We start from the raw sequence: 12828 nt of genomic DNA, 5'->3' as shown, positions 1-12828 counted from the left end.
CAGTCAGTTTATTCCCCGTCCTTAGTTAATAATTTTTGGATCATTAAACCTAAAGTGCGGAAAGTTAAGATGCGACTGGTGGTTTGACGCCAAACAAGGCCGATATCACGGTAAGGAGCTTCACCCGGTGGCGTCATCACCACTAAATCTGTGTCATTCAAAATACCCGCGTCAATGGCCATTTGCGGAAGAAACGTGGTGCCCAGTTTACTGTTCACCATCTGCACTAAAGTATGCAAACTGGTGGCGGCAAACGGATTGACTTTCGCACTATCACCTAGCTGACATGCAGTAATAGCATGGCCTGTGATGCAATGCTCACTTTGCAGAAGAAAAATGCTCTCGTCCGGCAGAGTTTGATAATCAATAGGTTGATGTATGCCACCCGCTAAATCTTTGTGGGCTACCATTTTGAAAGGATCTATGCCCACTTTCATGCTGTGGTAACCGCTAGTATCAACGGGTAGTGCTAGGATCAATAAGTCCAGCTCTCCTTTCCCCAAAGCATCTAGCAAACGCTCAGTGGTATCTTCCTTCAATAATAAACTCATCGCTGGATAAGATTGCTGACACTGGCGAATCACACGGCTCAATAGGAAAGGCGCAATAGTGGGAATACACCCTAAACGTATATCGCCTGTCATCGGCTCACCTTGATTTTTCACTAATTCCACCAAATCATCCACATCAGTGAGAATTTTACGGGCGCGCTGCACCACTTCTTCACCAATGGCGGTAAACATAAATGACTTATGGTCTCGCTCAATCAACTGATGCCCTAACTGCTCTTCTAGGTTTTGGATCCCACTTGAAAGCGTTGATTGACTGACAAAACACACCTTAGCGGCGCGGTTAAAATTCTGCTCTTGATGGAGATTCACCAAATAGAATAAGTTTTTTAAGCTAGGTAAACTTTTCATTTTCTCGATTGCCATTAAGGTTATGAATTAAGAAATTAAATCTACTTTAGCATAAGTGATGAGCAATAACGCGGCATAAGATATCAGGATTGTGACCCGAATCGATATTCAATCGGTTCGCCGTAAAACTTAAGTGGGAGTAACAAAATAAGATGGGAAAAGCGCTAACAAGAAAATGTCGAAAACAACAAACTTAATCGTAAAACCAATGCAAGATTCACTCAATTGAGCGCAACAATAGACATTATTGCTGCGCCTTAACTTACCTTAGCAAGTAATATTTTATGCTTTGGCTTGGAGGAATAACTTTAACTGTTGTAAATCTGCACTCGCGTGTTCAACGATGTCAGCAACCCAAGAGCCATGTTCAGCATCCCATCTTGCTTCTTCGCCATGCTGTAATAACTGGGCGATCTGCTGAATACGTTTTAACCCCACAGAACCTGCAGCACCTTTAAATTTATGTGCTTCTGAACATAAGGTATCTTTGTCTGCTGCGTCGTTAGCCTTCACTAGATTTCCAACATATTCAGGCATTAACTGCTCAAATAACACCACACTCTTGAGTAAGGTACCGGCACCAATGGCGCTGCAGTACTGTTCGAGAGTATTGAGATCTAGGATTGCTTCTAATTCAACTGTGGCCATAAGGCCTCCCTTAAGTGGTTCAATGCTTAAAACGAATTTATCACATGATACCCACTAAAATTGTCAGTGCAACTTATAGCGATATTCATGGTCTAATTCAGATTAAAATTAACAAAAAACAAACTAATAGTCGTAAATAAACGCTTACGACATAATAGCGACGACATAACATTTAGGGAGTAAATTTATCCCACTAACTTGCCTCTATCGTTGCGCTAATGCGTGCCCTTGTCCACCATAAAGCTGCAAATTATCCACAATCGCCACCAATCCATCCCAACGATAAGCGCACCAATCGGGTGCTAATAGCATAGGTTTTTTCGCATAAGCGGTGACACGGTGAAAAATCACTTCCGCGGGAGTATGGCGGATCATCTCACCGACACTGTGGGCATAATCCTCAAGACTCAATAAAGGTAAGCGCCCACTTCGCCACGACTTAGCCATAGTGCTACCTTCGACGATATGCAAAGGATGTAACTTCAAACCGTCAACACCCTGCTGCAATACAGCAGCTAAAGTCGCCATATAATCGCTATGGGTTTCATCGGGTAAGCCAAGAATAAGATGAGTGCACACCTTAAGACCGCGAGCTCTCGCCCTAGACACAGTGTCACAATAACAGGCGAAATCATGGCCACGGTTAATTCTACGCAGTGATTCATCTTTGGCTGTTTGCAACCCGAGCTCTAACCACACATCGACACCATTTTCCTGATAGCGCGCCAGTAAATCCAGTACATTATCCGGCACACAATCGGGGCGAGTTCCTACACATAAACCGACTATCTCGCCATCTTTAACCGCTTCATCGTACTTAGCAATTAACACTTGATATTCATCGTAAGTGCTAGTGTAAGCTTGAAAATAAGCAATAAATTTATCGGCTTGTGCCTGAGGCTTCGCCTCACGATAGCGGCTCTTACCCTGTTCGAGTTGCTCAGTAATACTCAATACATCGGCAGTTTGATGGCTAAATGACGCCACATTACAGAAAGTACAACCTCCACGCCCCAAAGTGCCGTCACGGTTAGGGCAAGTAAACTTGGCATCTATAGTGAGTTTTCGCAGTCGGGTGCCATATCGCGCCTTGCAAACAGCGCCAAAGGTGTTCACATATGCATCAAGCCCCATCAGAGCACCCACCAAATTTCATATCGCTTCATTGAGAATAACCAAGATAAAATCACAAATAGAAAAGAAAATACGTGAACAAATAGAAGAAAAAGCTTAGTGTAAATAAGGTAGCGAGAGTTTTCTTGGCGCTACATCAAATTCCCGCCTGACTCATACCGTTATTATCATAAATGTGCGCACCCTCAAATTAGCCAGCTTACCGCTGAGATCTTGCTCACATCGAAAAATGAATAACAATTCAACAATTTTAATTTTTTATCTATTTACTGTGTTTGCAATAAAAATCACTATTTCTAAATCAAAAACAATCCCATTAGCATGTTACACCTTGGTAAATTTTGAGTTTGATAGTTTTTAAAATTCTTTTTATTCATAATGTTATACGACACATTTTACTGTTGACGTTAACGTAAATCAATTGTGATTTGTGTATGAAACATGAATTAATACCCATGTTTTATGCAAATTTTTGGTTTGACCTTTATTGAATCTCAGGCTAATTTGGGTGGTTCGGGTGCATATCTATAGAAAGTCTTTACATTTTCTCCCCGAGTAGTAATCAGTTGAGGTCTAGGGAGGTTTTTGTATGAGCTTATATCATCCCAGTTTTGAGCGGGACAATTGTGGTTTTGGGTTGATAGCACAGATGGATGGCGAAGCCAGCCACCGTATAGTGCGCACGGCAATCCATGGTCTAGATCGCATGAAGCACCGAGGGGGCATTGCCTCCGACGGTCGCACTGGCGACGGCTGTGGTTTATTAATGCAATTACCCGTGCAATTTTTTGAAGCGATTGCCGCGGAAAATGATTGGCATTTGAGCAGAAAATTTGCCGTAGGTATGCTGTTTTTAAGTCAAGATGATGAACTGGCTGACCAAGCCAAGTTTATTCTTGAGCGCGAACTCGAGCGTGAAACCTTAAGTATTGCAGGCTGGCGCAAGGTGCCTGTCAATCCCGATGTGTTAGGTGAAATTGGCAAGGCTAGCCTGCCACAAATCTATCAAGTGCTGATCAACGCCCCCATTGGCTGGCGTGAAAAAGACTTGGAACGTCGCCTTTATATGGCGCGTCGCCGCTTAGAGCAGCAGATCACCGACGACAAAGACTTCTATGTCGCGAGTTTGTCAGGCCAAGTTATCGTCTATAAAGGTCTGATGATGCCTGTGGACTTGCCCGCGTTTTATCCCGATCTCGCGGACATTCGCTTAAAAAGCTCTATATGCCTATTCCATCAACGTTTCTCAACGAATACTTCTCCTAAATGGCCATTAGCTCAGCCGTTTAGATATTTAGCCCATAACGGCGAAATCAATACTATTACGGGTAACCGTCAATGGGCCCGCGCCCGTGCCTATAAGTTTAATTCACCGCTACTGCCAGATTTGCAGCAGGCCGCTCCCTTTGTGAATGAAACAGGCTCAGACTCTTCATCTTTAGATAACATGCTGGAAATGCTGTTATCCGGTGGCATGGACTTATACCGTGCCATGCGTCTATTGATCCCGCCTGCTTGGCAAAGTAATCCGGAAATGGATGACGAATTAAAAGCCTTCTACGACTTTAACTCTATGCACATGGAGCCTTGGGATGGTCCGGCTGGTATTGTGATGACCAACGGTCGCCATGCCGCCTGCGCCGTAGACCGTAACGGTCTGCGTCCATCGCGTTATGTGATCACAAAAGATCGTATTTTGACCCTAGCCTCCGAAGTGGGTATTTGGGATTACGCCGCCGATGAAGTGATTGAAAAAGGCCGTGTTGGGCCTGGCGAATTGCTGGTATTAGATACCTTGAACGGCCGCCTGTACCAATCTTTTGAAATTGATAACGATCTTAAACGCCGCCACCCTTACAAAGAGTGGATGGCGAAAAACAGCCGTACTTTAACGCCAGCGGAAGATTTAGCCTCTGAGCAGCACGGTGCCAGCGAGTTAAGCCCTGAACTATTGCTGCAATACCAAAAACAATTTGGCTATACCCGTGAGGAATTAGAACAAGTCATTTGGGTATTGGCGAAGCAAGGTGAAGAAGCTACAGGTTCTATGGGCGACGACACACCTATGGCGGTATTGTCGAAAAAGTCACGTTCACTGTATGACTATTTTAGGCAGAAATTTGCTCAAGTAACGAATCCACCTATCGACCCCTTACGTGAAAAGCACGTTATGTCATTGACCACTTGTATTGGCCGTGAACAGAACCTCTTCAATGAAACGACTGGGCATGCTTACCGGGTGATGTTCAATTCACCTATTTTATTATTCAGTGATTTTAACCAGTTACTGGGATTAGATAGCACTTACTATCGAGCCAATATTGTCGATTTAAATTACGAACCACAGGAAGGCTTAGAAAGCGCCATTCGCCGCATCACAGCCGAAGCCGAACGTTTAGCCCGCAGCGGCACGACTTTGTTGATTCTTTCGGATAGAGCCATAGGTAAAACGGCGCAAGTGATCCCCGCGGCCATGGCGGTCGGTTCTGTGCAGCAAATGCTGGTGAATAAGAGCCTGCGCTGCGACACCAACATTATTGTTGAAACCGCATCGGCGCGAGATCCGCATCACTTTGCTGTATTGCTTGGCTTTGGTGCCACGGCGATTTATCCGTATTTAGTGTATGAGTCAATTTCCGAACTGGCGAAACGCCATGACTTAGCCGATACCACGGCATTGATGTTGAACTTCCGCTACGGCATCGAAAAAGGCTTGCGTAAGATCATGTCCAAAATGGGCATCAGCACTGTCGGCTCCTATCGTTGCAGTCAGCAATTTGAAGCCATAGGCATTGCCAGCGAAGTGATCGAACTGTGTTTTAAAGGCGTAATTAGCCGCATCGAGGGTGCAGGCTTTGCAGACATCGCTCAAGACCAAGCGATTCTGCACAAAGCTGCCTACCGTGCCCATGTGCCATTACCGCAAGGTGGCCTGCTGAAATACGTTGAGGGCGGCGAGTATCACTGTTTCAACCCTGATGTGGTCAACACCTTGCAAGCGTCATTGATTGACAAAGACTTCGCGAGCTATAAAAAATTCACCGAACTCGTCGACAATCGTCCCGTGGCCACACTGCGTGACTTAATCGGTATTAAGGGCGCACAAACATCGATTAATGTCGCCGATGTAGAAGCGGCATCAAATCTATATTCACGTTTTGACAGCGCCGCCATGAGCATCGGCGCCTTGAGCCCTGAAGCCCATGAAGCGCTGGCTATCGCGATGAACCGCTTAGGTGGCCGCTCGAACTCAGGTGAAGGTGGTGAGGATGCTCGCCGCTTTAATACTGAACGCAACTCTGCGATTAAGCAGATTGCCTCGGCACGCTTTGGCGTTACGGCGCATTATTTAGTTAATGCTGATGTGTTACAGATTAAAGTCGCCCAAGGGGCAAAACCCGGTGAAGGTGGCCAGTTACCCGGCCATAAAGTGAGTGTTGAAATCGCCGGACTGCGTCATGCACGTCCTGGTGTGACCTTGATTTCACCGCCGCCGCACCACGATATTTACTCTATCGAAGATTTAGCCCAGCTGATTTTCGACTTGAAGCAAATCAATACTAAAGCGCTGATTTCAGTGAAACTTGTGTCAGAACCCGGTGTGGGCACTATCGCCACCGGCGTGGCCAAAGCCTATGCGGACATGATCACGATTTCAGGGTATGACGGCGGCACAGGTGCTAGCCCAATTACCTCAGTGAAATATGCGGGCAGTCCATGGGAGCTAGGGTTAGCCGAGGTGCATCAATCGCTAGTGGAAAACGGTCTACGCCATAAAATTCGTCTGCAGGTCGATGGCGGCTTAAAAACCGGTACCGATGTGATTAAAGCCGCGTTATTAGGCGCCGAAAGTTTTGGTTTTGGTACTGTGCCTATGATCGCTCTAGGTTGTAAATACCTGCGTATTTGCCACTTGAACAACTGCGCGACTGGCGTAGCGACGCAAGATAAAAACCTGCGCGACAACCACTACCACGGCCTGCCAGAGCGAGTGATGACTTACTTTGAGTTTGTCGCCGAGGAAGTCCGCGAGTGGATGGCGACCCTTGGGGTCAGTAAGTTTGAGGACTTAGTGGGCCGAAGTGAGTGGCTACATACCTTAGAAGGCCAAACCGATAAGCAACGCGGACTCGATTTAGCGCCGATCCTGTATCAGCCTAAGGTCAAAGCCAGCACATCGCGTACTTGGCAGGAAACCAATCCACCAGCGGATTTAGGGCTACTTAATCAGCATTTATTAAACGAATGCCAAAGTGCTGTCGATAAGGGCGAATCTTTCGATGCCGCTTACAGCATCAATAACACCGACCGCTCAGTGGGAGCAAGACTGTCGGGTTATATCGCGAGCACACTCGGCGTCAAAGGCACTAAGGCACCAATTAAGCTCAGCTTTAATGGCAGTGCTGGTCAAAGCTTTGGTGTATGGAACAGCCCAGGTCTTGAACTCAAGCTCTGCGGTGATGCCAACGACTACGTAGGTAAAGGCATGTCTGGCGGCCAGATAGTGATTTATCCGCCGATTGGCAGCCCGTTCCAGAGTGAGCGCAGCGCCATTGTCGGTAACACCTGCCTTTACGGCGCGACAGGCGGCAAGTTCTTCGCCGCGGGTCAAGCGGGCGAGCGTTTTGCGGTCCGTAACTCAGGGGCGATTGCTGTGGTCGAAGGACTCGGTGATAACGGCTGTGAATACATGACCAGCGGCATTGTGGTTGTCCTTGGTAAAACAGGGGTGAACTTCGGCGCAGGTATGACAGGCGGCTTTGCCTATGTTTTCGATCAATTTGGCCGTTTCAATCGCCGTGTGAACACTGAGCTTGTCGATACTCAAAAACTCGAATCACCTATTCATCAACAACATTTGAAAGGTCTGATTGAAGCCCACGTGGCCGAAACGGGCAGCGAACATGCCAAGATGATTTTAAGTGATTTTGGTAACTGGTTAGATTGCTTCGTATTAGTAAAACCTAAAAATATTGCCGTGGCCGATCTACTCAAGTTAGAGAAATCGAGCCCAGAATTAGTTGTAAAAGCGGGGTAATGGCGCATGAGTAACGATTTTCAATTTATTGAAGTGGGTCGTAAAGACCCCGCTAAACACCCTGCGGCTAAACGTGCGACTCAGTTTATTGAGATTTATCAGCCTTTTGCTCAGCCTCAAGTGGCTGAGCAAGCGGACCGCTGTTTAGATTGCGGCAATCCTTATTGTGAGTGGAAATGCCCGCTACACAATTATATTCCTAACTGGCTCAAGCTAGCGGAACAAGGTCGCATCATGGAAGCGGCAGATTTAGTGCATGAGACCAACACTCTGCCCGAAATCTGCGGCCGTGTTTGTCCACAGGACAGACTCTGTGAAGGTGCTTGTACTCTGAACGACGACTTTGGCGCTGTCACTATCGGTAATGTCGAAAAATACATTACCGACACAGCTATCGCCCAAGGCTGGCGCCCCGATATGAGCAAGGTCACGCCACGCCCTGAACGAGTGGCGATTGTCGGTGCGGGTCCTGCGGGTTTAGGCTGCGCGGATATTCTGTCTCGCAACGGTGTTAAAGCTGTGGTCTTTGATAAATATCCACAAATTGGTGGTCTACTCACCTACGGTATTCCGTCTTTTAAACTCGACAAAGCCGTTATGGCGACCCGTCGCAGTGTATTAGAAGGCATGGGCATTGAGTTTAAACTCGGTGTCACTGTCGGTAAGGACATCCCATTTACTAAACTGCTCGAAGAATACGATGCCGTCTTCCTCGGTATGGGCACCTATACCGCGATGAAAGCAGGCCTTGAGGGTGAAGATGCCCAAGGCGTATACCAAGCCCTGCCCTATTTGATTGGTAACACCCATCATTTAATGGGCACCCAGAATACTGAAACGCCCTACCTGAACCTTGAAGGTAAGCGTGTGGTGGTATTAGGCGGTGGTGATACTGCGATGGATTGTGTGCGCACAGCCGTCAGACAAGGTGCCAGCAGCGTAGTCTGTGCTTACCGCCGGGACGAGGCCAACATGCCGGGCTCACGTCGCGAAGTGCAAAATGCGCGGGAGGAAGGCGTTAACTTCCTGTTTAACCGTCAACCTGTGGCGATTAAAACCCAAGATGGCAAAGTGATCGGCATTGAATGCGTTGAAACAGCCATGGGCAAGGCCGATGCAAGTGGTCGTCAACGCGCCGAAGCGATTGCCGGTAGCGAACAGTTGCTCGAAGCCGATGCGATTATTATCGCCTTTGGTTTCCAGCCTAGCCCTGCCCCTTGGTTTGCCGAACACGGTATCGAGCTCGATCAATGGGGCCGAGTCAAAGCGAGCAAGTTAGACGAAAACCCATTCCAAACCACAAACCCGAAAGTGTTTGCCGGTGGTGATATGGTGCGCGGTTCTGACTTAGTCGTGACAGCCATTGCCGAAGGTCGCGATGCTGCTCAAGGTATTCTTAACTACTTAGACTAAGCGCTAAGCTTAAACGCCAATGTGTTTGTTTTATCGCTAAAAAACTGTTTTACCGCTGTCATTTAACAAGCACTGCAATGGCTGGACTTAGGCAAACAAGTCCAGCTTTTTTTTGTGATTTGTCGCCATCGGTTGATGGAAAAATAGATAAGTAAAATAGACAGATGAAATAGATAGATAAAAGTGCACCTCTTAGGGGGGCACTTTTCCGTTAACCCTCCCGCGTTTTACCCCGCGATTATCAAGCAATCCCAATCTCGCCATAACGACTGCATAAAACTGTGTGGTATATTAGCCAGCATTCCCATTTCCCACTCTTTAAGTGTTGAATCAAAAAAGGTCTCCCATGAAAATTGGAATTATTGGCGCAATGGAGCCAGAAGTCGCTCACCTGATCGCCGCCATGACAAATGCGACATCGCAAACCATTGCTGGTATTGAATTTATTGCTGGTACTCTCGCGGGTAAAGACGTAGTCGTGACTCGCTCAGGCATAGGTAAAGTCGCCGCAAGTATTGCAACCACGCTACTCATCGAAAAATATGCGCCGGATGCGGTGATCAACACTGGTTCTGCAGGTGGTTTTGTGGATTCGCTGGCCATTGGCGATATCGTGATTTCTTCTGAAGTACGTCACCATGATGTGGATGTCACCGCCTTTGGTTATGAAATTGGCCAAATGGCGCAGCAACCTGCTGCGTTTACTCCTGCCGCACATTTAGTTGAAGCCGCTAACAAAGCGATTGCTCAACTGGGTGAAGTCAAAGCGATCGAAGGTTTGATTTGTACTGGCGACAGCTTTATTTGCGATCCTGTTCGCACCCAAGCCATGCTCAAAAACTTCCCGACTATGGCCGCCTGTGAGATGGAAGGTGCGGCAATCGCTCAAGTTTGTCATCAGTTTGGAGTGCCATTTGTGGTGATCCGCTCTTTATCGGATAACGCCAACAATGACTCGCCAGTGGATTTCGACTCTTATATTGTCAAAGCGGGTTATCACTCGGCTCTGATGGTGATGTTGCTGCTTGAGCAACTGAATCCTAGCGCAATAAAATAATCACTTAAGTGGAAAGTACCGAATGCACACCTCTTTTTATCAACAACTTGTCGAGATAGATGGCGCTTTGTTTGAAGGCTTTTTGGTACTTTTTTTTGCTTTGTTATTGGCGCGGTTAGCGCCATTGCCACGGGAAATGCAGCCGCTTATTTGGTTTAGCCATTTAGCTAAGCAACTCGCAGCCAAGGTAAATCGCCCAGAACGCTCTCCAAGCCAACAAGCCACAGCAGGCTTTTTAGCTATGTTGCTGTTGCTGTTTCCATTTTGGGCCATTATCACCTTTTTGCTCGAACTGGCTGCCTTTCCATGGTTTTTCGAATTTTTGGTGCTTTATCTGTGTTTAACCGATGCAGGGTTTAGCCAAGTTGCCGATGAAATCGCTAAGGCCTTAAAACGTGGAGATAATGCCAGCGCAAAAAAGCTTTTACAGCCTTGGGTGGTGCGCGATACCGATAGTTTGTCGGAAATCGGCCTAGCCAAAGCCACCATAGAAAAACTCGCCACTGCACCTATTTACGGCACAGCATCGACCATTTTCTTTTTCGCTATTGCTGGAGCACCGCTAGTGCTAGCTGTGCGAATGCTCAAACAACTCGAATTGAGCTGGCCGCCCATTCAACCAAAGTATCAACATTTCTGCAGTACTGTGAATGGTGTATCCATTATCTTGCTGGCGATTCCGGCTTGGTTGTGGAGCCTGTCGCTCGCCATTCAAGGCGGGCCTAAGGCGTTTGCAAAACTTTTTAGAGCCCCTAAAAATCATCACGCTATTCGAGGTTATGTTCTCAGTGTGAATCTCGTGGCCAGTATTTTGAGAATCGAGCTCGGTGGACCACAGAAGTTTGCTGGCGTGCGTATCAATGTGGATAAATTGTGCTACGGTCCGCAGCCAACCTGTGATGACATCACGCCTGCAATTAAGCTGACCTCACGTGCCTGTGCTATCTGGTTTAGCTTTATCATTATACTGCCCTTGTTATGGGCAAGTTTACGTTGGTTACAAAGCCTGTGATATGATGCCGCATTATCTCAACGTGAAGTTAAAGGCTGACCATCTTGCTCGAAAACATGCATGTTTCATTAACAACACCTGCGTTGTTATTTCCTGCTATCTCATTGTTATTATTAGCTTATACCAATCGTTTTTTTGCCTTGGCCGCATTAATCCGAAATTTAAGCAATGGTGAAAAACCCGTACATAAAGATCAAATTAAGAACCTGAGCCAGCGTATTACCATCATTCGTCGAATGCAGGAAGCAGGCGTGTCAAGCTTTGCCCTATGTGTACTGTGTATGATTTTTATCTATATCGGCTTTAATAAAACCGGCTCAGTGATTTTTGGCGCTAGCCTACTGCTCTTGCTCTATTCACTGATTTTATCTGTGATTGAAATCCGCATCTCTGTTGACGCATTAAATATCCATATCAAAGAGATGAGTAAATGAGCCAGTGGATCTACTTTTTTGATTTATGGGGTACCGCTGTATTTGCATTATCCGGCGCACTTGCCGCTGGACGCCATAGAATGGACCCCTTTGGCGTTATCGTGCTCGCCTCGGTTACCGCTGTCGGTGGTGGCAGTATTCGTGATGCCTTAATTGGTGCAACGCCAGTGTTCTGGATCCGCGACCCGAATTACATCATAGTGATCCTCGCGACCGTGCTCGTCTGTTTGCTATTAGTCCGTCGCCCTCGTAAAGTACCCGAGTATATTTTACCCGTCGCAGATGCCTTTGGATTGGCCCTCTTTACCGTGATAGGTGCTGAAAAGGCCCTCAATATGGGCTTGAGTGGGATGATTGCCGTCGTAATGGGCTTGATCACAGGCGTGGGAGGAGGCATTATTCGAGACTTACTGTGTAGACAAGTTCCGATGGTCTTACGCACAGAAGTCTATGCCACAGCTTCGATCATAGGTGGTATCGGCTATACCGTGAGCTTAGCCTACGGTATGGGCGAAAAAATGGCGCTGTTTCTGGCGATGGCCAGTGCCCTGTTAATCCGTTTAAGTGCCATCAAGTGGCATCTTTCATTACCGGCCTTTGATCTCAAGACCAAGAGGGAATAGTTTGCGAATATTGTGTTTTATTTTGTGCCTCATTTTTGTTCCAGCCCTCAATCCTGCAGCGGCGCAAGCCAACTCAGGTGAAATGCCACAAGAACAGCAGTTAGCCGTAAAATATATGAATGCGCTAACTGAACACGACTATAAGACACTGCGCAAATTCTATAACCGCGAAAGCGTCTTCTTCGACAAAACCGCCAACCGCAAATACACCGGCGGCCGCTTCATCATCGACTTCCTTGAGCGCGCCCACGAGGGCGTGCTCGAGTACAACTTCAACATAGAACATATGTATAACGCAGGCTCTTTAGTGGTGATGATAGGTAACTACCATTTCAAGGGTCCAGGTGAACAATTTGGCAAACCGGGGAAAATCATCGATGTTGCGATACCTGGTGTAACAAGCCTTAAGATCGACATGCTCAATCGCAGAGTAACGGAACATGTCGACCTAATCGATTACCAGACCATGTCAGACCAATTAGCGATGCAGTAGTCACAAAATTTATCCGTCTTTGAAACTTGATCCCTAAAAACGAGTCGAAACTAACA

Annotated in this window: 10 protein-coding genes; 7 read left to right on the top strand and 3 right to left on the bottom strand. The window is 46.9% G+C overall.

Annotation, left to right across the window (positions count from 1 at the left end):
* Window positions 1-8: 8 nt before the first annotated feature.
* The 3 genes from oxyR to L5M71_RS01190 form a co-directional block, all read right to left on the bottom strand.
* Entirely contained in the window at window positions 9-920 is a 912-nt protein-coding gene (oxyR, locus tag L5M71_RS01200) for a hydrogen peroxide-inducible genes transcriptional activator OxyR (RefSeq protein ID WP_198572141.1), read from the bottom strand.
* A gap of 282 nt (window positions 921-1202) precedes the next feature.
* Window positions 1203-1568, bottom strand: a complete 366-nt coding sequence (locus tag L5M71_RS01195; RefSeq protein WP_028760840.1) for an Hpt domain-containing protein — start codon at window positions 1566-1568, stop codon at window positions 1203-1205.
* 204 nt (window positions 1569-1772) lie between these two features.
* On the bottom strand, window positions 1773-2702 hold the full coding sequence (locus L5M71_RS01190) for a TIGR01212 family radical SAM protein (RefSeq protein WP_263205993.1): 930 nt from the start codon (window positions 2700-2702) through the stop codon (window positions 1773-1775).
* A gap of 589 nt (window positions 2703-3291) precedes the next feature.
* Here L5M71_RS01190 and gltB point away from each other — a divergent pair.
* The 7 genes from gltB (at window position 3292) to L5M71_RS01155 (ending at window position 12772) form a co-directional block, all read left to right on the top strand.
* A complete protein-coding gene (gene gltB / locus L5M71_RS01185; RefSeq protein WP_263205990.1) occupies window positions 3292-7740 on the top strand; it encodes a glutamate synthase large subunit in 4449 nt (1482 codons plus the stop codon).
* Between the two features lie 6 nt (window positions 7741-7746).
* A complete protein-coding gene (locus L5M71_RS01180; RefSeq protein WP_219252993.1) occupies window positions 7747-9153 on the top strand; it encodes an FAD-dependent oxidoreductase in 1407 nt (468 codons plus the stop codon).
* Window positions 9154-9499: 346 nt separating this feature from the next.
* Complete coding sequence (locus L5M71_RS01175; RefSeq protein WP_263205987.1) at window positions 9500-10210, top strand: 5'-methylthioadenosine/adenosylhomocysteine nucleosidase; 711 nt, start codon at window positions 9500-9502, stop codon at window positions 10208-10210.
* Window positions 10211-10232: 22 nt separating this feature from the next.
* Window positions 10233-11222 (top strand): cobalamin biosynthesis protein, encoded by a 990-nt coding sequence (locus L5M71_RS01170; protein ID WP_263140518.1) that lies wholly within the window; start codon window positions 10233-10235, stop codon window positions 11220-11222.
* 56 nt (window positions 11223-11278) lie between these two features.
* Window positions 11279-11656 carry a DUF2721 domain-containing protein gene (locus L5M71_RS01165; protein ID WP_012088590.1) on the top strand — a complete coding sequence of 126 codons (378 nt, stop codon included), beginning with the start codon at window positions 11279-11281 and terminating at the stop codon, window positions 11654-11656.
* The gene (locus L5M71_RS01160; protein ID WP_105249873.1) at window positions 11653-12279 is read left to right on the top strand and encodes a trimeric intracellular cation channel family protein; all 627 of its coding nucleotides are present in this window, start codon (window positions 11653-11655) and stop codon (window positions 12277-12279) included. Before L5M71_RS01165 ends, L5M71_RS01160 begins: the two co-directional genes overlap by 4 nt.
* Before the next feature lies 1 nt (window position 12280).
* Window positions 12281-12772 carry a nuclear transport factor 2 family protein gene (locus L5M71_RS01155; protein WP_028760847.1) on the top strand — a complete coding sequence of 164 codons (492 nt, stop codon included), beginning with the start codon at window positions 12281-12283 and terminating at the stop codon, window positions 12770-12772.
* Window positions 12773-12828 lie beyond the last annotated feature (56 nt).

Source organism: Shewanella sp. SW1 (assembly GCF_025653545.1).
Classification (GTDB): Bacteria; Pseudomonadota; Gammaproteobacteria; order Enterobacterales; family Shewanellaceae; genus Shewanella; species Shewanella oncorhynchi.
The sequence above is the reverse complement of the archived record's forward strand: the minus strand, read 5'-3'. Positions and strand labels throughout refer to the sequence as shown.